The sequence below is a fragment of the Planococcus sp. TJ-307 genome (assembly GCF_058268435.1).
Window position 1 is genome coordinate 27750 of sequence record NZ_JBZDOJ010000004.1, and the last position, 19573, is coordinate 47322.

Below are 19573 nucleotides of genomic sequence, written 5' to 3' on the forward strand. Positions count from 1 at the left end.
AGTTCTGTTTAATTCTTTAACTTGTCTTTATTTAATCTTCGCTACTAAGATATGGAGCAAAACAACGGAGACTCCCGCGAAAGCAGTGCAACGACATATAAGAAATCCACTCGGGCGTTCAGCCCGAGTTAGTTCGGCGCAAGCCCTTGGCAGCTGGCACCGCGACGTCCTGTCGCGCCAGCTGCATGACCCGCATCCTGCGGGCCCGAAAGCGGAGTTGTTTTGCGGAATATCATTTGAAAGTCTAATGCAAAAACAATTACACATGTAAACGAAAAGAGGTATGAACGTGGATAAGACATCATGGATAGGAGTCATATTGGGATTTGTTGTGCTGATTGGCGGTATGATCCTCAAAGGATCAAGCCCGGTCGCATTGTATAATCCAGCAGCGCTGGTCATCATCTTTGCCGGAACCATCGCCTGTATCCTCGTTGCATTTCCGATGGAAGAAGTAAAAAAAATTCCCAGCTTGTTCAAAGTAATATTCAGAGAAGAAAAATCAGTCTCCATTAAAGAAATCATTCCACAATTCACGGAATGGTCCAGACTTGCCCGAAAAGAAGGCCTCTTGGCATTGGAAGAAAAAGCAGAAGAAGTGGAAGATCCATTTTTGCAGCGCGGCTTGAAAATGGTGGTCGATGGCCAGTCGCACGAACACATTCGCGATTTGATGGAAGAAGAAATTGCCGCAATGGAAGAACGCCACGAACTGGGCGCGAAAATTTTTGCGCAAGCTGGAACATATGCCCCAACGCTTGGTGTGCTTGGAGCCGTTATCGGACTGGTGGCCGCACTGGGTCACTTAGATGACGTAGCGCTGCTTGGTAAATCCATCTCTGCTGCGTTTATCGCGACCTTGTTCGGTATTTTCTCAGGGTATGTCCTATGGCATCCATTTGCCAACAAACTCAAGCGAAAATCAGAAGCAGAAGCGAAAACCAAAATGATTATGCTGGAAGGCTTGCTGGCTGTACAAGAAGGCCTGCCGGTCCGTACAGTAGAAGAAAAACTGTTGACGTATTTGCCGGCGAAAGACCGTGTGCTAGTATCTGAAGAAGGAAGCGGTGTTCAAGTTGAAGCGTAAAAAAAAGCATGAAGACCATGTCGATGAAGCCTGGCTGTTGCCCTATGCTGATATTTTGACACTGCTTTTGGCTTTGTTTATCGTGCTGTTTGCTTCCAGCCAAGTGGATGTTGCAAAATTCAATGCCATCGCCGAATCATTTAACGTCGAACTGCAAGGCGGCACCGGCATATTGGATCAACAAGCACCGGTTGAAAGTTTCGATCCATCGCCATCAGCAGAGTTAAGTGAAGATCCGCCTTCTGGTGAAAGCCCGGAAGAAATTCTGGCTGCTAAAGACCAGCAGGAATTGCAAGACTTTCAAACAAAGATCGATGCGTATATTGAAGAAAAAGGGTTGTCGCCGCGTCTGCAAACCGAAATGACGGTAAAAGGCCTGATGATTACCATTAAAGAAGGCGTGTTGTTTGAATCGGGGAGCGCCGATATCATCGACGGATCACAAGAAATTGCAGCTGAAATTTCAAACTTGCTGGTTTCCGATCCGCCACGGATGATTTTCATTGAAGGCCATACGGATAATGTTCCAACTGGTACAAGTGAATTTCCGACAAACTGGGAATTGAGTGCTGCACGTGCCATCAATTTTATGAGACTGCTTCTTGAAAATGATAATTTAGAACCGGAAAAATTTAGCGCGACTGGTTACAGCGAATACCAGCCGATTGCAACTAACGATACACCTGAAGGACGTGCAGAAAACCGTCGTGTGGAAGTGTTGATATCACCTTTCGAAAAAGAAACTGAAGAATAAGAGGTGTCCCATGGGAAAATGGAAGAAAATCATTGGTGTTGTCATTGTGGCCGCAATTATTGGCGGGGGAGCCGCATTTTACGTTGGGCAAAAAGATGCCAAAGCGGAAGAAGACCAGTCGTTAAGTGCAGAAGAACTGGCAGAAATGAGCATTGATACGGATGTGATTACGACAAATCTAGCGTCTCCTGGAAATTTCGGAATTGTGCAGTTTAACATTCTGCTAAGTGATGTTGAAACAAAAGAAGAAGCCGAAAAGCGAACGGCTGAAGTACGAGCTGCGGTGATTTCGACAGTTGCTAGTTTTACAAAAGATGAACTAGCTGGAGAAGGCGGCATTAAAATGCTCGAAGAAGAGCTAGCAGCACGCCTAGCCGAAGTTTTTGAAAAAGGAACGGTCGACCGAATACTGGTAACTGAATTTAAAATGCAATAAAAAAGTATAGATAAAGTTCTTCGCCATGGAAGCGAAAAAGTTGGAATTTCGCTAAACATTTCGGTAAAATTGCCGATATAAATCTATAGAGAAGATCGGGTGAGTGACTATGGGAACCAATCAACTAGATAATTGCCGGATTTGCGGTACACTATTCCTCAAAGACTATACGGACTACTGTTTGAACTGCTACAAAAAAATCGAGCAGGAATTCAAGTTGGTGAACGATTTTTTAAGAATCGAAGCCAATCGCTTTGCAGATTTGCAAGAGATTAGCCAAGCCACAACGGTCTCCACCAAACAAATTTCCGATTTTATTCGCGACGGACGTATTTACGCGGATGACTTCCCAAATTTGGGTTACCCGTGCAAGCATTGTAGTAAATTGATCAAAAGGCAGATCCTCTGCGACGATTGTTACAAAGAGTTCTCGCATGAGATCAATGTGACATTGAAGACTGAGGAGTTTTTAGAAGCAACCGGAAGAAAACGAGAACGGCCAAAGATCAATGCGCAGTATTGGAAAGTACGGAAATAGACCACAACTAAACTAGAGGGCGGTGAAGGAATGAATATTGACAAAACAAATGGTTCTTCCTTTATTCAAGCTTATCAAAAATTGCAGGTGGCTCCGGCCGCCAAAACGAAATCGCTGCAAAAAGAAGACGAATTGCAGATTTCTAACCAAGCGAAAGCCATGTTCGAGAAAAATACCAATGTTGACATTGAAAGACAGGAAAAAATCCAGCTTCTGAAAGCCCAGGTCGAAGCGGGCGAATATGAAGTCAACAGCGACAAGGTAGCCGAACAGGTATATCAATTCTGGTTTGATAAGTAAAGAGAACACATGATGGGGAGGGTATCGGATGCTGAATTTAGTAGTAAACACGCTGGACGAATTGATCAGCATACAAAAGCAGCTTATCCGCTACGCCGAACGCAAGCAGACGGTACTGATCGAACGAAAAGTCGATGAACTGACGGAACTTGTAAAAGAGGAAGCAAAGCTGGTCAAACAGCTGAGCCAATTGGAAGAAGAGCGGCAGCTGCTGGTGGCCGACGTACTGGAAGAGCATCCCGGACTGACATTTAGCCAGTTTGCGGAACAAATTTCAGATGAACATGTAAAACAAGAGCTTCACTTACAATTGAAAACGTTACAAATGCTTTTAATTGAGCTGCAGGCGAAAAACAAAGTCAATGAAAAAATCCTGGAAGACTCGATGAGCTTTGTTCAACATATGATTACCCAAGTAACAAAAACGAAACAACAACATTTTAATTACCAATCACCAACAGTGCAGCAAAAACCACAATCAAACAATCAGGGCTTTTTCGATACAAGAGCTTAACGGTTGTCGGAAAGCAGGGAAAACTCATGGTTTCATCATTTCACGGATTAGAATTAGGAAAACGCGGATTATCCGTTGGCCAGGCAAGCATTTCAACGACGGGACAGAACATCGCCAACGTTAACACCAAAGGCTACTCACGCCAGCAAGTGAATTCCAGTGCATCGCCTTCTTTGGATATTTGGACGGCTCAGGGAGCGAGTACAGGCCAGCTTGGCACGGGCGTCAACCTCGATTCCATCACTCGTGTAAGGGACCAATTTCTTGACCGGCAATTCCGGGACCATTCAGAAACACTTGGCCAGTGGCAAGCAAAGCAGACAACTTTGGACCGGTTGGAAACCGTCATCAACGAGCCAAGCAGCACCGGTTTGAACAACGCAATGGACCAACTGAAGAACGCATGGCAAGACTTGTCAAACGATCCAAGCAGTTCTTCTGCACAGGAGGTTGTAAAACAACGTGCCCAAGCCTTTATCGAAGTGGCCCAATCGATGAACAAATCGATGGATAACTTGAAAACCGAACTGACGCAACAGTCGGAAGCGACTGTTGCTGAAGCGAATGGCTATTTAAAACAAATCGCCGAGTTGAACAAAAGCATTGTCCGCCAAGGTGACCAATCAAACGATTTGCAAGACAAGCGCGATGTGTTGGTGGAAAAACTCTCAACGCTAATGTCAGTCAAAGTCGATGAAAAAGCGAATGGCAGTTACACGATCACTCTGGCTTCAAACGGTCAATCGTTGGTCGACAACGAGGAAGTTGGAAAGGGATTTACAGAAATCGAGCACAAGCCTATATCTGCTGAAAACGAAATCTACGGCGGCAAATTAGCCGGTTTAAGCGAGTCGATGGGCATTGCAATAAAGTATCAAGAAAAGTTAAACGATGTTGTTGAAGGCTTTGCAACAGCGAATGGTATGTTGACGAAGACGGAGGCAGCTGCAGCGTTAGAAGATGATGAATTGGAAGAAACTTTATTCATTCGCAGTGATGAAGCTAAATTTAATATTTCTCAGTTGGAAGTCAATTACGGTGCGGATCCTTTAAAGCAGCCAGTCACAACGGGCGATACAGCACAAAGTGATTTCAGAAAATTGGTCAGCGAGCTGGGCGCACAAAGTCAAGCAGCGACCAACTCCGTTGCCAATCATGGTGCAGCTCTTCAAGCAACTGAAAATCGTAGACAGTCAGTGACCGGTGTTTCCCTGGATGAGGAAATGGCCAACTTGATTAAATATCAACACTCATATAATGCGGCAGCGCGGTTAGTATCGATGACAGATCAAATGCTCGATACCATCATCAACCGCATGGCCGCCCGGTAAGTAAAGGGGGAAGCAAAATGAGAGTCACACAGCAAACAATCAACCAAAATGCCATTAACAACATGAGCCAAAATTTAAGCCGCTTTGAAAAAATCAACAACCAGGTGTCGACTGGGAAATTGCTTCACCGGCCATCGGATGACCCAAACGGTGTCAGCAAAGCGATGAACTTGAAAAGTGCACTTGCTGCCAATACCCAATTCGAGCGAAACACCAATGAAGCCAACCTGTGGATGAATGAAACTGATCAGCACATTACTTCCATGGTAGACGTTACACAACGCGTTCGCGAATTGGCGGTTCAAGGAAATAACGGCAGTTTGTCTGAACACGACCGTACGTCAATTGCTGCCGAAGTCGAAGAGTTGACTGAGCAGATGCGCCAACTGGCGAATGCCAAAGTCAACGGCAAGTCCTTGTTCAACGGCAGCGATCTGGCGCCGAGAACGTTCAACATTGGAGAAGGCATCAGCATTCAATCAAGTGTTTTGCCGGATGACTTGTTTGGGACTGAAGCAGATGAAGCCAATCTATTCGAAACTCTGAAAGACATCTCCACAAATTTAAAATCTGGAACTGCGATTGATTTGGAAAAAATCGATACTGGAATGGAGCGGTTGTTGACCGTAGGAGCTCAAAACGGCGCACGCCAAAATCGCGTGGAAGCAGTTGAAAATCGCTTGCTTGATACCAACCTTCAACTCAAGTCGATGTTGTCAAAAGTCGAAGACATCGATTACGCAGAAGCCATCATCAAACTGAACAGCGAAGAAAGCGTCTACCAGGCAAGCCTCGCTGCGTCATCAAAAATAATCCAGCCGAGTTTGATGGACTTTTTGAGATAAGAAGCAAGTTCTAAATGTAATATTGCGCAAACCAGCTTGGTGAGTGGTGAGCAAAAAAACTCTATTTATTTTGACGATGCCTAGAAGAAAGAGTGAAAGGCGGCGACTCCTGCGGGAATGCATGAGCCGGAGCCACTGGACTGAGCAAAGCGAGGGAAGCGGCAGAGGCCATGCCCGCGGAAAGCGTCCGCCTGAAGCGATTTCTTCTACATAAAAAAATTACACAACAGCAAAAAAAGCAGGCGCCCAATGGGACGCCTGCTTTTTTGTATTATCCTTTAATCGTATTAACCAAGCCCATCATGTCATCTGCATAAGAAATAGCTCTTCCTTGTGATTGGAACAATCGTTGCGTCGCAATCAATTCGGTCATCTCATCTGCCAATTCAACATTGGAAGATTCAAGGGCACCTTGCTTAATAGCGATTGTTCCATCATTTTGCTGAGCCAAATTGACAAACTGCAAATTGCCGTTGGCGAGTTGTTCAGCTTCAGTGCCAGTCAGGCGGAAACGGTTGCCGCCTATTTTTTCAAGCGATTCCGGCCGATCTATTTGGGCAATGCCCATTTGGATGTCAGCCGGTTGTTTGTTGGGGTCTCTAAAGGAGACTTCCAACGTGCCATTACCATTTAGTTGAAGCGTGTCGTAATCATTGTCGAAAACAATCGGCTGATTATCGGCTCCCAAAACGGCATCTCCGCTCGCGGTAACCAAACTTACTTGATTTGAGTTCGGTACTGGCTGGACTTGGAAAGATCCATCTTTTGTATAAAATGCATTTCCTTCCGATTCAACGCGGAAGTAAGCCGATTCGCCTTGAATCATAAAATCAAGCGGACGATCCGTTTGGGTCATAGAGCCTTGTTCATTGCGGGTTGCCGTTTGGGACAAAATTGCTCCGGCACCCAGTCGCAAACCGTAAGGCGTAATTCGTCCCACTTCATTTTGCGGTCCGACTTGTTTTTCCATGGATAAGACAAGTGCATCTGAAAAACTGGCTTCTTGTCGTTTGTAGCCATTGGTGTTCACGTTGGCAATGTTATTGCCGATCAAATCGATTTTTTTTTGCAGCTCACCCATGGTGTTGCTGGCGGTGTTCATTTGAATGTTCAACGTTACAATTCCTCCTAGACGCGCCCGATTTCATTCACTGCTTTTTCCATGCTGCGATCATAAGCTTGAATAACTTTTTGGTTTGACTCAAAGCCGCGGTAAGATGTCATCATGTCTGTCATGGTCTTCGTCAAATCCACATTCGATTGTTCGATAAACCCTTGTTTGACAAAACTTTCCGTTCCATTCAAAAGAGCAGCATTATCGATAAATTGAGGAAGGGCATCAGGTTCGCCTTCCCAGCGCAAAAGATTCTGACCTTGTTTAACAAATTGTTGTGGATTTTCCGTATAGCCGATCCACAAGCGATCTCCTTGCGTACCATCTGCTAAAGTGATTTGGCCATTGTCTGCCACGGTGAAATCAGTAGAACCTACTTGAATCGGTTGCTGGTTTTGGCCTAGGACGGGAAACCCATCGCTGGTTGTCAGTAAACCTTCAGTGTTAACAGAAAAAGTTCCGTTTTTTGTGTAGCGAACTTCATCGTTCTCTGTAGCTACTGCAAAAACCATCGAACCTTGTTGTTGGGTTTCTGGATTTGTTGGGAGTAATTCATCCATCAGCACCATATCGGTTAAATTGCCTGTTTCTTTTAACGGTCCCTGTAAAAATGAGGGAATACCCTCTTGGGCATATACACCCGTGGTTAAAGTCCCGATATTTTGTGGTACTATTGTACCTTTTTTTCCGTTCTCGATGGCTGTAATTAATTGATCTGGAAAAGCGCGCAAGACGGTTTGATCTCCTTTAAAACCTGGAGTATTGGCGTTTGATAGGTTATTTGTCAATATTTGTTGATTCCTATTATTGGCCATCATCCCTGATGTAGCGGTATATAATCCACGAAACATGGGCTTTTTCTCCTTCTTAGTAGCTTAATGGTAGTTATCGCGTAGTATATCACTAAATATGAGAAATAAATAGAGGCGAATATATTAATATGGAAAATATATCATTTAATTTTTTACAAAAGAAAAATATACAAAAATGTAGAAACGTGATACTATCACTTTGATATTAATTTTTGAAAATAGTACGAAATAACGAGTTTAATAAATAAATACTAGAAAATCATTATGAAAAAGGCAAATTTACTCGAAAGGTAAATACGCAAAGCCACGGGCCTAAATACACAGTGTACACGGCAGCCGGGTCACCAAAATGGTAGATTTGATTCGAATCCACCTATATTAGAGGTGGATTTTTATTACTTATCTAACTGTAAAAAAAAGGAGTTTTTTGATGAGTATATTCCCTAAATCGCTTGAGTCCATGGAACAAGCGCTCTCAGCTTCGACACTAAGACAACGCGTGCATTCAGCAAATATTGCCAATGTGGACACGGCCAACTACAAAAGCAAAAAAGTCGATTTTCAAGCGGCAATGGATACCGCAATAAATAATCAAAGCCTCTCCAGCTACAAAACCAATGATCGGCACCTCTCATTCAGCAATGAATCTTCACTAGGCAAAACTGAAATTCTTACCAACAGCTCCACAAAATACAACAACAATGGCAACAATGTCGATATGGATGTTGAAATGGCGGAGTTAGCAAAAAATCAATTATGGTACAACGCAGTTACCGAACGGGTCAACGGCAAGCTCAACAGTCTCAGTTCAGTTATTAATGGAGGGAGATAAAAAAGATGAGTTTATTCAGTGGCTTTAATATTAGTGCTTCAGGTTTAACCGCCAACCGTATGCGGATGGACGTCGTGTCCGCCAATATTGCAAACGCCAATACAAATCGGGCAGAGCTTGTAGATGGAGAATGGCTTCCTTATCGCCGAAAAACAGTGGAATTGTCGCAAAGCGGTGGTTCGCCTTTTGCCAATCAACTGCAGTCGGTTATTAATAGAGACAACACGGCAGTATCTGGTGTTGAGGTGTCGGAAATTCGAGAAGATGATACACCGTTTAACTTGTCTTACGACCCGGAACATCCGGATGCAGGAGAAGATGGCTATGTTCGAACATCCAATGTGGATCCGCTGAAAGAAATGGTGGACCTGATGTCCGCAACCCGTTCTTATGAAGCGAATGTTACCGCATTGAATGCTTCAAAAAGCATGTATATGAAAGCTTTGGAGATCGGGAAGTAATCATTTCAGTTTTCAGTATGCCGCTTAAGCCAGAGCAGAAAAGAAAAACACAAAATATATAGTTCTATAAGGAGGTCCCCATGGAGAAAATCGGCCAGATTCAAACACCTTTTATCCAAAATCAATTGTTCGATAAAGTTCAGCCTGAAAATAAAGTTGAAGGGTTTGGACAAATATTTAAAGACGCGTTAAAAGAAGTAAGCAAAGCACAAAATGAATCAGACAAACTGACCAACCAATTGGTGACAGGAGAAGTACAGGATGTACACGAAGTCATGATTGCTTCGCAAAAGGCCAGTTTGTCGTTGCAAATGACAATGCAGGTCCGCAATAAGGTTGTTGAAGCGTATCAAGAAGTAATGAGAATGCAGGTATGATACGTAAATGAAAGAGAAAGTCTCCGTATATAAAACCAAGTTAACCGAGTCATGGACCAGTTTTTCTCCTGTCACGAAATGGGCTGTGATCGGTTCTTTTTTTCTTACCTTAATTATTTTGGTTGTTTTTGTTTTTCTCAATAACCGCTCTGAGTTTTCGGTGCTGTATTCGAATTTGGAACCAGCCGAAGCAGGCGAGATTAAGACGGCGATAGAAGCACAGGCCATTCCGGTGGAAGTATCGGCCGATGGCAAAACAATCAGCGTACCTGAAGAGCAACTGGCAAACTTAAAAGTCAGCCTGGCTGCAGAAGGCATACCGGAGAACGGCAATGTCAATTACGGCATATTCAGCGAAAACATGGGTCTCGGAATGACCGATCGCCATTTTGATGTGGTCGAACGGGACGCTATGCAAAACGAATTGGCGTATTTAATAGAACAAATTGATGGTGTGACAGAAGCGAATGTCATGATTACGCTGCCGAAAGAAAATGTGTGGATTACGGACGAAGAACAAACATCTACAGCGTCTATTGTGGTTCAAGGCGATCCCACATTTCAGTTGGACCAAAAGCAAGTAAATGGTTTGTATCACTTGATCAGCAAATCGGTTCCAAGTTTGCCAGCTGAACAAATTGTCATTATGGACCAGAACGGCCAAGTGTTTGAAGCGCAGGATGCTGAACAGGCAGATACCAATCTGTCGGTATACCAGCAGCATCGTGAAATTCAAAAAGGCATCGAACAAGACATTCAGCGTGAGCTGCAGCAAATGCTCGGCTTATTGCTTGGGCAAGACAAAGTGGTTGTTTCTGTTATGACGAATATCGATTTCACAAAAGAAAAACGGGAAGAGCAATTGGTTGAACCCGTTGATATTGAAAACAACGAAGGTTTGGATATTAGTGTAGAACGCATCGTCGAAACGTATTCAAGTGAAGGCGTGGTTGTTGAAGATGCGGCTGGCACTGGTGAAACAGAAGTTGCCAACTATCCAGGTTTGGACGGTGCTGGAAACAGCGAGTCGGAGAGAACGGAAGAACGGATCAACAGTGAAGTTAACCGGATCAACCGTCAAATTGAAATGAGCCCTTACGTGATTGACGACATTACGATCAATGTGGGAGTAGAGCCGCCAATTCCGGAAAATCCGGCAAGCTTAACACAGGAAAATGTAACGGACATCAGCAATCTCTTGAAGAATGCAGTTAGTACGTCATTAAGCATGAATGAATTTGCTGCAACTGAAGTGGAGCTGGAAGACCGGATTTCTGTATTCGCAACCGAATTCCAAGGACGTCCGGAACTTGAGGAAGAACAAGAAGCAGAAACCTTCCTGGCGGGTATACCAAACAACTTGCTTCTTGTCATTGCAGCGGCCGTTGTATTGGTATTGATCATCGTCATTGCATTGCTATTGCTTCGCAGAAGGAAGAAAGAAGAAGTGCTTGAAGAAGAATATGACTTTGTAGCATTCGAACAGGCATTGGCCAAGTCTAATAACATCGAAATAGAAGAAGACGAATCCGATTTATCCGAGTTTAGTTCCAGAGAAAATCCTAAACGAAGAACGATTGAAAAGCTTGCCAAAGGAAGACCTGATGACTTTGCTAAATTGTTGCGGACATGGATGGCAGATGACTAGGAGAGTAGCCAATGGTTAGACATATGAACGAATTAACAGGCATTCAGAAAGTGGCCATTTTATTGGTGGGACTGGGGCCAAATATCTCTGTAGAAATTATTAAGCAGCTGACTGAGCCGGAAATCGACCAATTGACGATGGAAATTTCGAATGTCCGTCAATTAAAGAACAGCCAGACAGAAGAAGTGATTGACGAATTTTATGAAATGGTTTTGGCAAAGGATTATATGAATGAAGGCGGTTTGGGTTATGCCCGCAATATTCTTGAGCAGGCGTTGGGGAAAGACAAGGCAATGGACACCATTAATCGCCTATCCAACCGGCTTCAAGTAAAGCCGTTCAGCTTTGCGCGAAAAGCAGATCCCATTCAAATTTTAAATATTTTGCAGCATGAACAGGCGCAAACCATTGCGTTGGTGTTGTCCTACTTGGACGCCAAGCAATCATCGCAGATTCTGTCGCAGCTGCCGAACGAGAAACAGGCAGAAGTGGCCAGACGAATTGCCTTGATGGAAAGCACATCACCGGATGTCATTCATCAAGTAGAACAGATTTTGGAACGGAAATTGACCGCTACAGGAACACAGGACTACACAGCTACCGGTGGAGTCGAAGCGATTGTCCGTGTCTTGAGCAACGTCGATCGGGGTACAGAAAAATCAATTTTGTCTGAACTTGAAGGTGACAGCCCGGATTTGGTTGCGGAAATCAAGAAGCGCATGTTCGTCTTCGAAGATATCGTCAATCTGGACACCCGTTCAATTCAGCGCATTGTGCGTGAAGTAAGCGATGCTGATTTAACCTTTGCCTTGAAAGTAGCAAGTGACGAAGTGAAAGACAGCATCTACCGCAATATGTCGTCGCGTAGAGCAGATGTAATCCGTGAAGAAATTGAAGTCATGGGGCCAGTGAAGCTGAAAGATGTCGAAAATGCACAAACCAACATTGTCGGATTGATCCGCAGCCTGGAAGAAAAAGGGGAAATCGCCGTATCCCGCGGGGGTGAAGGGGATGAAGTGATTGTCTAACATCATTCGTCTTTCACAAACTCCATCCAGCGAGACAAAAATTATCCAAACCCGAAAGATTGAAATGAAACGAACCGTTTTCAGTGAACAGGAATTGGATCCAAGGCAGCAGCGCCAGCAATTGCTGCAGGAAATCGCTGAATTGGAAACTCGTCAGGAGCAATTGCAAAATCAGATAGTGACCGATCAGCAAACTGCGCAGCAGGAAATCAGCGAATGGTGGCATGAAAAGCAGCGTGAAGCGCTTGAACATGCTGAAGCATTGGCGCAAGAAGCACAGCAGCAAGGATTTCAAGCCGGATTTTCGGAAGGCCTTCAACAAGCGGAACAGGACAGCGTTGAAAAACGGATGGAAATGACCCGCTTGCTGGAAACAGCTTATGAAGAAAAAACGAACATTATCCAGCAGGCCGAACCTTTCTTGTTGTCCTTAAGTGTCAAAGTTGCTGAAAAAATTATTCATAATGAACTTAGCCAAGACACGAAGCAGCTGCTGCACATTATCCAGCATGCATTAAAGCAGGTAGAGGAATCGGAAGATGTGACGATGCAAGTTTCCGCTGAAGACTACCCGATGATTATTCCATTTTTAGAAGAGCTAAAGACCTATATTAAAGCCGATTCCGAACTGAAACTGGTTCCAGTGGCAAATCTGTCGCCTGGCGGTTGCCGGATTCACACGGTGAGCGGATCTTACGACGCCACAGTCGACAATCAACTGGATGAAATCAAAAGCCAATTGCTCGCTTATTGTGAGGAGAAAACCAACGATGAACTTGTGGGAAGATGAATATTTGGAGTTGCTGAATGACATTGAACCCATCCAAAAGCATGGGAAAGTGATCCAGGTTATTGGGTTGACGATCGAATCACGTGGGCCAAACGCAAAAATCGGCGAACTTTGCCTCTTGTATCCGAACCGCAATGAACCGCCGATTGAAGCGGAAGTGGTCGGCTTTAGAGAAAATCGAATTATGCTGATGCCGCTGCAGGACTTGTCGCAAGTTGGTCCAGGATGCTTGGTAGTCGCCACAGGAGGCCCGCTTCAAATCAAAGTTGGTCCCTCCATTTTGGGGAAAATCCTGGATGGAACGGGAATGCCGCTGGATGAGAGTTTATTGCCGCGTGGATTGAAAAAGTATTCCACGAACAATGCACCACCCAATCCGCTAAAGCGTCCACGCATTGATAAACCGCTCGAAGTCGGGGTCCGCGCAATTGACGGATTGTTGACCGTTGGGCAAGGCCAGCGTGTTGGCGTATTTGCCGGAAGCGGTGTCGGGAAAAGTACATTGATGGGCATGATTGCCCGCAATACCGAAGCCGATATCAATGTCATCGCCTTAGTTGGCGAACGAGGGCGCGAGGTGCGTGATTTTATTGAGCGTGACCTCGGTCCTGAAGGATTGAAAAAATCTGTGGTAGTGGCAGCAACTTCGGACCAGACACCGATGCAGCGCATTAAAGCAGCACTGACAGCGACCGCAATTGCCGAATATTTTCGAGATCAAGGAAAAAATGTCATGTTGATGATGGACTCGGTTACCCGTTTTGCCATGGCACAGCGGGAAGTCGGACTGGCGGTAGGTGAACCGCCGACCAGTAAAGGCTACACACCAAGCGTCTTTGCCTTGTTGCCAAAGTTGCTGGAGCGCTCCGGTACTTCAAGCAAAGGTTCCATTACGGCTTTCTACACCGTTCTGGTGGATGGCGACGACATGAATGAACCAATTGCCGATGCGGTGCGCGGGATTTTGGATGGCCACATCGTGCTGGACCGCAAAATTGCCCAAAAAGGCCAGTTTCCAGCGATCAACGTCATGGCCAGCGTCAGCCGGGTCATGCATGAAGTCGTGTCGGAAGAACATCAGCTGGCAGCACGGGAATTCAAACGCTTGTTGGCAGCTTATGAAACTTCGGAAGATCTGATTAACATCGGTGCTTACAAGAGCGGCGCCAATAAAGAGATTGATGATGCGATTCGATCGCATCCACTGATCAAAGAGTACTTGCAGCAAGATATTTACGAAAAAGCCAAGCTAGAAGAAAGCATAGAGCGGCTATCAGCACAATTTGGGGGCGATTAAACTGACACAATTCAACTTTCGGTTTCAAAAAATATTGGATTTAAAAGAAAATGAAAAGGGCTTTGCGCAGATCCAAATGGCTGAAGCCATTAAACAGCACGAAGTGGGACACCGGCGCAACAAAGCCATTCAAAGCCAAATCAGCGATATCGAACAATTGAAAAACACCAAGCAGCAAAGCGGCGTTAATATTTCAGAATTGAGAATGCTGGAGGGATATATCCATCAGCTCCAGGATCAATCGCTGTCTTCTAAGAGAGAGTTGGAGTATTTGCAGAAAAATGTTTCAACGTCTCAAGGCTTGCTGCAAAAAAAAGCGCAGGAAGAAAAAACTTGGGAAAACTTAAAACAGCAGAAGTTAAATCATTTCAAAGAAGAAAGCAAAGCAGCGGAGCAGAGCTTTTTTGACGAAATGGCAAGTACCCGATTTTATCGCATGGCTAAAGCGAACAGCTTAGCGGAAGGAAGTTAAGCCAATGGAAGCTTTAAAACTATCATTTCCACAAAGCATCTCGCCGGCAGCCAAAAAAACCGCTGCACCGGCTCAACAAGATCAGGACGTGTTTGCTTCTTTGCTAACTTCATTGAGTACCGAAGCAGAGCTGCCAAGTGAAGAACAGCTTCCGGCAGACCAAGTGATGGAAAGCTTGGAATCGTTGCTAACGCTCCTGCAAGAAATCCCGGTCGAAGAGCAGACAGTTGAACAGCAAGAGCTTCAATACGCAATTCTCCAATTGCAGGAGCTGCAAGCTGCAAATGCACAAGTTTCCGTAACATCCGGCCAGACGACTGCCAGTCCAACAGACGCTGCAGATGCTTCTGCCAAACTGCTTGAGTTGCTCGAAAACATCCAGCAAAAGCTGCAAGTTCTCTCGAGCGTAGCATCTGCACAGTCCACAGGAAGTTCGGCGGCTAAAGAAGCAGCAACACAAGCAAACAACCTCAACCTTGCCGATATGCCCGAAATTTCCAAACAGCTCGACAAGCTGATTGGCGTTCTTGAAAAAGAAGTTTTAACAGCTCAACAAGCAAAGCTAATCAGCCAGGAAATGCCGGTTGAAGGAGTCAAATCGGTAAATGATATTCCAAGGTTTTTAAATGAAATCCTAAAACCAGTCAAAGAACTTCCAAAAGTCCCTGTTGAAACACAAGAAACGCCTCAACAAACAGAAGAAGTTGCACCTCAGCCATCCGTAAAGCTTCAAAGTGCTGAAGAACTTCAGTCACAAAAAGTAACAACTGACAGCAAACCAGCTCAAGAAACAACTGTCCAGCCAGCCACCAGTATGACGGCTGAAGCGGCAAAGGCTGCCGGCAACCAAGTGCGGACAGAAGCCAACCCACCTCCTGCACCAGTAGTCCGGCTATCCAATCTGCTTGAAGACTTGGGCGGCATGTTGAAAAACTCGATGCGCATGGCAGAGACGGCAGAAGGCATGAAAATGCGCGTCAATATTTTCCCGGAACATCTCGGCCATTTGGAAATTCTTCTGACATCAGTGAATGGCAAGCTGGCCGCTCAAATTATGGCGAGCACACCGATGGCAAAAGAAGCACTTGAACTTCAGCTCAATCAACTCAGAGCTTCGTTAGTACAGCAAGGCGTAGCCGTTGAAAAGATCGAAGTGCTGCAGCAAAGTTCGCAGCAGCCTTTCAGTCAGCAACATTCCCCTACCGAACAACGATTTTCCCAGCAATCCAGAAATGGCGCCGGCAAACAAGAAAAAAATGGCTATTTCCTGCCTGAAGAAGAAAAGGCCGCTGACAGGCAGCCTTCGGTTGGCCAGTTGATGAAAGTCGATTACACAGTATAAAAGAGAGGGTGTTTTGATGAACATCTCAACAGCGACAACCGCAGCAGCGGCTGCACCAGCACCAGCTGCCAAGGAAGCAACAAATGCACTTGGACAAGATGCTTTCTTGAAAATTTTGGTCACTCAAATGAAGCACCAAGATCCAATGGAGCCATTAAAAGATACCGAATTTATTGGCCAGATGGCTCAGTTTACGAGCTTGGAGCAATTGACCAACTTAAACAAGACCATGACGCAATTCGTCAGCAATCAAGGCAGCTCTTCACTAGCAGATTACGCACACTTAATCGGCACTTCAGTTAAATGGGAGTCAGAAACAGGCTCAGGCGAAGGAATTGTCAAAGCTTTGTCCAGCAAGAACGGCGAATTGCTTGCAGAACTTGAAGGATCGGATGTAAAAGTGCCAATTGAGTCCATTAAACGGATTGAAAAACAAACAGCTACCACAAATCAACAAGAAATCGTCTGATCCATTCTGGATAGCAGAAGATTCTTGAAAGGGGAAAATTAAATGTTGCGTTCAATGTACTCAGGAATTTCAGGTATGAAAGGGTTTCAAACGAAGCTCGATGTCATCGGGAATAATATTTCCAACGTCAATACAATCGGCTACAAAAAAAGCACAATCAATTTTCAAGATTTGTTAAGTCAAAACATGTCGAATAGTGGTGCCAATCCAATGCAGATCGGCTTGGGATCGTCGATGGCTGCTGTAAATGTCAACCACAATGCTGGCTCAACAATGTCTACAGGAGTTGGTACAGACCTATCGATAATGGGTGATGGATTTTTCGTTGTGCAAGACCCGGAAGCTCCAGGAGTCGAAGGGCAGTATTTAACGCGTGCAGGTAATTTTACGGTAACAGCTGAAGGCAACTTGGTAACAGCACAAGGTTATAACGTGTTAGACAGTACTGGACAACCAATCGAAATTGATGCGGATCTTTATGATTCGTTTAGTATTAATCGTTTGGGTGAAGTAATCGGCAAAGAAGCAGATGGCACTGAAACAACTCTTTCATCTGTAGGCGTATCGTCACCTGAAAATCCAGCAGGCCTTCGTAAATTTGGTGGTTCATTGTACCAGATGACAGAAATGGCCAGCGCGAACGGTATTAATATTCAAACAGCAACAGTAAAAAACACAGAAATCGGATCTGGACAACTTGAAATGTCCAACGTTGACTTAACGGAAGAGTTTACTGAAATGATCATCGCACAGCGTGGATTCCAGGCAAACTCACGAACGATTACAACTTCTGATGAAATTCTGCAGGAAGTTGTGAACCTGAAACGTTAATAGAGGGGGCTTAGGCTGAGTGGGGCATAGGCTTCACTCAGAAATCCATATGATTCAATTGACCCGGTTAAACCGATCACCGATCGTCTTAAACGCCATATATATTGAACGGTTGGAATCGACACCGGACACTGTGGTGACGTTAACAACTGGCAAAAAAGTCCATGTACTGGAAACGATAGAGGAAGTTATGGACAAAGTGACCGTGTATTATCGGAAACTGAACATTTTACCTCGTTTGCATGAGCCGAACCTGGACGAATGAGGGGGCAACCAAGTTGACAGATGTGTTATCAGAAGAAAATATCGAAACCATCCTTTCGGCAATGGGCCAGCAAGCGCCTAAAGCTATTGAAAAGAAAAAGGGTGTCCAAACTTATGATTTTAAGAAAGCCTTGCGTTTTTCGCAAGACCAAATACGTACACTGACTCGGATTCATGAAAACTTTGCTCGCTTGCTGACTTCTTATTTTTCCGCGCAGCTTCGAACGTTTGTGCAGATTCAAGTAACATCCGTTGAACAAGTTTCCTACCAGGAATTTATTCAAAACGTTGAGAAAAAATCGATTTTGGGAATTTTTGAAGCCCACCCGTTGCAGGGCAGCATGGTTATCGACTTTTCCCCGGAGGTTGCCTATGTCATGTTCGACCGTCTCCTCGGCGGACAAGGCAATATTTTGGATAAAGACAACGATTTGACTGAAATCGAAATCAGTGTCATTGAGCGTGTATTTGCAAAGTCACTGGATTGCTTTCAAGAAGCTTGGGCATCCGTATTGAAGCTATATCCGGAACTTAAAGAAATTGAAGTAAATCCGCAATTTTTGACCATGTCACCGCCTAACGAAACGGTCATTCTCGTTAAGCTGCACACAAAGGTCGGCATGGTGGAAGGCATTATCAACATTTGCCTGCCCCACGTCGTACTGGAGCAGATTTTGCCGAAGCTGTCAGCGAAGCATTGGCTGGCCAATCAAAAAAAATCCATTGAAACACATGAACTGGAAGCATTGGAAGAAAAACTGCAAGGCACTAAGATGGAAATTAAAGCAGTGCTTGGCAAGTCGATGATCCAGCTTGGGGATTTTTTAAACCTGAAAAATGGAGACGTCATTCGCATGAATGAGTCGTATGAAGCGCCTGTTATGCTCCAGGTAGATGACAAGCTGAAGTTTTATGCACAGCCCGGCATTTCAAAAGGCCGAATGGCTGTACAAGTAACAGAAGTAGCAGCACAAGGAGCGGGTAACGATGACAACTAATCAACCATCTCCGGAAGAACGCGCAGGGTTACTGAATCTCAACAAGACAGGGGGGAAGGCGATGCCTGAAAGTTCATTATCCCAAATGGAAACAGAGGCAGTCACGGAACTGTTGAACGCTTCATTAGGCGGATCTGCAGCTGTGTTGACTGCACAACTTTCAGAACAGGTTTTCGTAACGGCTCCAACTGTCACGATCATAGACAGAGAGAGCGTGTTCGCCTCTACAACTGCACCTTTTTACGTAGCATTGAGTGAATACGCAGGAGCAGCTACTGGAATACAAGTTTTGGGCGTATCCAAAAAAGAAATCGACGCAGCGCTATCGGCCGTATTGGACGAGGCAGCAGAAGAAAAGGAATTTCAAGCTGTTCAGGATATGATCGGCAAAATGTTCGATTCCGTGGCGCAATGCATGTCAGCACTTTTGGAGCTGGATGTTTCCCACTCGTTGTCCGGTATGGACATTGTTGAAAAGGACAGCGTTTTTCCATTAGGCAACTTTACAAAAGAACAATGGTTTGCAGCAGCAGAGTTTCAGCTGAACGTTGGCGGTAAGCAAAAAGTCCATTTTCAGCTGTGCATTCCTGTACCGCTGGCAAAACAACTGGCGGGTATCCTAACCGAGTCGGTGGACGAAGAAGAAATAGAGGAGATACGCGAAATGCCAAAGCACTCAGATAACCAGCCAACAGAATCTACAGCATCAACACCAACCGTACAAAATGTTCAGTTTTCCAGTTTTGACAATACGGAAACAACTCAGTCAGAACCAAATAACTTGAACATGCTTTTGGATATCCCGCTTCAAGTAACCGTTGAGCTTGGACGTACAAAGCGCATGGTCAAAGATATTTTGGAAATTTCACAGGGGTCCATCATCGAACTGGATAAATTAGCTGGAGAACCTGTTGATATCCTAATCAACAACAAGCTAATCGCAGTCGGAGAAGTCGTCGTCATTGACGAAAACTTTGGTGTCCGCGTAACAGACGTACTAAGCACAGCAGAGCGTATCTCGAAACTGCGTTAA

24 protein-coding genes and 1 riboswitch are annotated in these 19573 nt (G+C 44.8%); of the genes, 22 read left to right on the forward strand and 2 right to left on the reverse strand.

The genetic code is table 11. The annotated features are described in order from the left end of the window. Positions 1-289 precede the first annotated feature (289 nt). The 8 genes from motA (at position 290) to flgL (ending at position 5805) form a co-directional block, all read left to right on the forward strand. Positions 290-1087: a flagellar motor stator protein MotA gene (gene motA, locus AC4EHK_RS13940; RefSeq protein ID WP_490979393.1), complete on the forward strand. Its 798-nt coding sequence runs from the start codon at positions 290-292 to the stop codon at positions 1085-1087. Beyond that, positions 1077-1841 (forward strand): flagellar motor protein MotB, encoded by a 765-nt coding sequence (motB, locus tag AC4EHK_RS13945; RefSeq protein ID WP_490979394.1) that lies wholly within the window; start codon positions 1077-1079, stop codon positions 1839-1841. Before motA ends, motB begins: the two co-directional genes overlap by 11 nt. 10 nt (positions 1842-1851) lie before the next feature. Further along, positions 1852-2277 (forward strand): flagellar basal body-associated FliL family protein, encoded by a 426-nt coding sequence (locus AC4EHK_RS13950; protein ID WP_490979395.1) that lies wholly within the window; start codon positions 1852-1854, stop codon positions 2275-2277. A gap of 109 nt (positions 2278-2386) precedes the next feature. After that, positions 2387-2815: a flagellar protein gene (locus tag AC4EHK_RS13955; RefSeq protein ID WP_490979396.1), complete on the forward strand. Its 429-nt coding sequence runs from the start codon at positions 2387-2389 to the stop codon at positions 2813-2815. Between the two features lie 30 nt (positions 2816-2845). After that, positions 2846-3115, forward strand: a complete 270-nt coding sequence (gene flgM, locus AC4EHK_RS13960; RefSeq protein WP_490979397.1) for a flagellar biosynthesis anti-sigma factor FlgM — start codon at positions 2846-2848, stop codon at positions 3113-3115. Positions 3116-3143: 28 nt separating this feature from the next. After that, positions 3144-3629 carry a flagellar protein FlgN gene (locus AC4EHK_RS13965; RefSeq protein WP_490979398.1) on the forward strand — a complete coding sequence of 162 codons (486 nt, stop codon included), beginning with the start codon at positions 3144-3146 and terminating at the stop codon, positions 3627-3629. A 26-nt stretch (positions 3630-3655) separates the two neighbouring features. After that, complete coding sequence (gene flgK, locus AC4EHK_RS13970) at positions 3656-4960, forward strand: flagellar hook-associated protein FlgK (protein WP_490979399.1); 1305 nt, start codon at positions 3656-3658, stop codon at positions 4958-4960. A gap of 17 nt (positions 4961-4977) precedes the next feature. Then, positions 4978-5805 carry a flagellar hook-associated protein FlgL gene (flgL, locus tag AC4EHK_RS13975; protein ID WP_490979400.1) on the forward strand — a complete coding sequence of 276 codons (828 nt, stop codon included), beginning with the start codon at positions 4978-4980 and terminating at the stop codon, positions 5803-5805. 271 nt (positions 5806-6076) lie between these two features. On the opposite strand, the gene AC4EHK_RS13980 is transcribed toward flgL, so the two are convergent. Both AC4EHK_RS13980 and AC4EHK_RS13985 read right to left on the reverse strand, forming a co-directional pair. Continuing rightward, positions 6077-6919 (reverse strand): flagellar hook-basal body protein, encoded by an 843-nt coding sequence (locus tag AC4EHK_RS13980; protein ID WP_490979401.1) that lies wholly within the window; start codon positions 6917-6919, stop codon positions 6077-6079. A 14-nt stretch (positions 6920-6933) separates the two neighbouring features. Further along, entirely contained in the window at positions 6934-7770 is an 837-nt protein-coding gene (locus AC4EHK_RS13985; protein ID WP_490979402.1) for a flagellar hook-basal body protein, read from the reverse strand. 223 nt (positions 7771-7993) lie between these two features. Next, positions 7994-8080: riboswitch (cyclic di-GMP riboswitch) on the forward strand. Between the two features lie 81 nt (positions 8081-8161). On the opposite strand from AC4EHK_RS13985, the gene flgB reads away from it, so the two are divergent. From flgB to fliN, 14 genes are all read left to right on the forward strand, one after another. Further along, on the forward strand, positions 8162-8563 hold the full coding sequence (gene flgB / locus AC4EHK_RS13990; protein WP_490979403.1) for a flagellar basal body rod protein FlgB: 402 nt from the start codon (positions 8162-8164) through the stop codon (positions 8561-8563). Positions 8564-8568: 5 nt separating this feature from the next. After that, a complete protein-coding gene (gene flgC / locus AC4EHK_RS13995; RefSeq protein ID WP_490979404.1) occupies positions 8569-9024 on the forward strand; it encodes a flagellar basal body rod protein FlgC in 456 nt (151 codons plus the stop codon). Between the two features lie 80 nt (positions 9025-9104). After that, a complete protein-coding gene (gene fliE / locus AC4EHK_RS14000; RefSeq protein WP_490979405.1) occupies positions 9105-9401 on the forward strand; it encodes a flagellar hook-basal body complex protein FliE in 297 nt (98 codons plus the stop codon). A 7-nt stretch (positions 9402-9408) separates the two neighbouring features. Continuing rightward, positions 9409-11049: a flagellar basal-body MS-ring/collar protein FliF gene (fliF, locus tag AC4EHK_RS14005; RefSeq protein WP_490979406.1), complete on the forward strand. Its 1641-nt coding sequence runs from the start codon at positions 9409-9411 to the stop codon at positions 11047-11049. A gap of 11 nt (positions 11050-11060) precedes the next feature. Further along, the gene (gene fliG, locus AC4EHK_RS14010) at positions 11061-12077 is read left to right on the forward strand and encodes a flagellar motor switch protein FliG (protein ID WP_490979407.1); all 1017 of its coding nucleotides are present in this window, start codon (positions 11061-11063) and stop codon (positions 12075-12077) included. Next, on the forward strand, positions 12070-12867 hold the full coding sequence (locus tag AC4EHK_RS14015; protein WP_490979408.1) for a FliH/SctL family protein: 798 nt from the start codon (positions 12070-12072) through the stop codon (positions 12865-12867). The genes fliG and AC4EHK_RS14015 overlap by 8 nt, the downstream gene beginning before the upstream one ends. After that, positions 12848-14164 (forward strand): flagellar protein export ATPase FliI, encoded by a 1317-nt coding sequence (fliI, locus tag AC4EHK_RS14020; protein ID WP_490979409.1) that lies wholly within the window; start codon positions 12848-12850, stop codon positions 14162-14164. The genes AC4EHK_RS14015 and fliI overlap by 20 nt, the downstream gene beginning before the upstream one ends. Next, positions 14151-14636 carry a flagellar export protein FliJ gene (fliJ, locus tag AC4EHK_RS14025; RefSeq protein ID WP_490979410.1) on the forward strand — a complete coding sequence of 162 codons (486 nt, stop codon included), beginning with the start codon at positions 14151-14153 and terminating at the stop codon, positions 14634-14636. Before fliI ends, fliJ begins: the two co-directional genes overlap by 14 nt. A gap of 4 nt (positions 14637-14640) precedes the next feature. Then, positions 14641-15978, forward strand: a complete 1338-nt coding sequence (locus AC4EHK_RS14030) for a flagellar hook-length control protein FliK (RefSeq protein ID WP_490979411.1) — start codon at positions 14641-14643, stop codon at positions 15976-15978. Between the two features lie 16 nt (positions 15979-15994). Beyond that, positions 15995-16447: a flagellar hook assembly protein FlgD gene (gene flgD / locus AC4EHK_RS14035; protein ID WP_490979412.1), complete on the forward strand. Its 453-nt coding sequence runs from the start codon at positions 15995-15997 to the stop codon at positions 16445-16447. A gap of 42 nt (positions 16448-16489) precedes the next feature. Further along, a complete protein-coding gene (locus AC4EHK_RS14040) occupies positions 16490-17278 on the forward strand; it encodes a flagellar hook-basal body complex protein (RefSeq protein ID WP_490979413.1) in 789 nt (262 codons plus the stop codon). 19 nt (positions 17279-17297) lie between these two features. After that, positions 17298-17543 (forward strand): flagellar FlbD family protein, encoded by a 246-nt coding sequence (locus AC4EHK_RS14045; protein WP_490979414.1) that lies wholly within the window; start codon positions 17298-17300, stop codon positions 17541-17543. Positions 17544-17556: 13 nt separating this feature from the next. Further along, positions 17557-18540, forward strand: a complete 984-nt coding sequence (gene fliM, locus AC4EHK_RS14050; protein WP_490979415.1) for a flagellar motor switch protein FliM — start codon at positions 17557-17559, stop codon at positions 18538-18540. Continuing rightward, positions 18530-19573, forward strand: a complete 1044-nt coding sequence (gene fliN, locus AC4EHK_RS14055; protein ID WP_490979416.1) for a flagellar motor switch protein FliN — start codon at positions 18530-18532, stop codon at positions 19571-19573. The genes fliM and fliN overlap by 11 nt, the downstream gene beginning before the upstream one ends.

Bases quoted from the DNA above. Each gene is read 5' to 3' on its own strand.
- AC4EHK_RS13950 (WP_490979395.1), top strand. From the start codon at position 1,852: ATGGGAAAATGGAAGAAAATCATTGGTGTTGTCATTGTGGCCGCAATT.
- AC4EHK_RS13955 (WP_490979396.1), top strand. From the start codon at position 2,387: ATGGGAACCAATCAACTAGATAATTGCCGGATTTGCGGTACACTATTC.
- flgM (WP_490979397.1), top strand. From the start codon at position 2,846: ATGAATATTGACAAAACAAATGGTTCTTCCTTTATTCAAGCTTATCAA.
- AC4EHK_RS13965 (WP_490979398.1), top strand. From the start codon at position 3,144: ATGCTGAATTTAGTAGTAAACACGCTGGACGAATTGATCAGCATACAA.
- flgK (WP_490979399.1), top strand. From the start codon at position 3,656: ATGGTTTCATCATTTCACGGATTAGAATTAGGAAAACGCGGATTATCC.
- flgL (WP_490979400.1), top strand. From the start codon at position 4,978: ATGAGAGTCACACAGCAAACAATCAACCAAAATGCCATTAACAACATG.
- AC4EHK_RS13985 (WP_490979402.1), bottom strand. From the start codon at position 7,770: ATGTTTCGTGGATTATATACCGCTACATCAGGGATGATGGCCAATAAT.
- flgB (WP_490979403.1), top strand. From the start codon at position 8,162: ATGAGTATATTCCCTAAATCGCTTGAGTCCATGGAACAAGCGCTCTCA.
- flgC (WP_490979404.1), top strand. From the start codon at position 8,569: ATGAGTTTATTCAGTGGCTTTAATATTAGTGCTTCAGGTTTAACCGCC.
- fliE (WP_490979405.1), top strand. From the start codon at position 9,105: ATGGAGAAAATCGGCCAGATTCAAACACCTTTTATCCAAAATCAATTG.
- fliF (WP_490979406.1), top strand. From the start codon at position 9,409: ATGAAAGAGAAAGTCTCCGTATATAAAACCAAGTTAACCGAGTCATGG.
- fliG (WP_490979407.1), top strand. From the start codon at position 11,061: ATGGTTAGACATATGAACGAATTAACAGGCATTCAGAAAGTGGCCATT.
- fliI (WP_490979409.1), top strand. From the start codon at position 12,848: ATGAACTTGTGGGAAGATGAATATTTGGAGTTGCTGAATGACATTGAA.
- AC4EHK_RS14030 (WP_490979411.1), top strand. From the start codon at position 14,641: ATGGAAGCTTTAAAACTATCATTTCCACAAAGCATCTCGCCGGCAGCC.
- flgD (WP_490979412.1), top strand. From the start codon at position 15,995: ATGAACATCTCAACAGCGACAACCGCAGCAGCGGCTGCACCAGCACCA.
- AC4EHK_RS14040 (WP_490979413.1), top strand. From the start codon at position 16,490: ATGTTGCGTTCAATGTACTCAGGAATTTCAGGTATGAAAGGGTTTCAA.
- fliN (WP_490979416.1), top strand. From the start codon at position 18,530: ATGACAACTAATCAACCATCTCCGGAAGAACGCGCAGGGTTACTGAAT.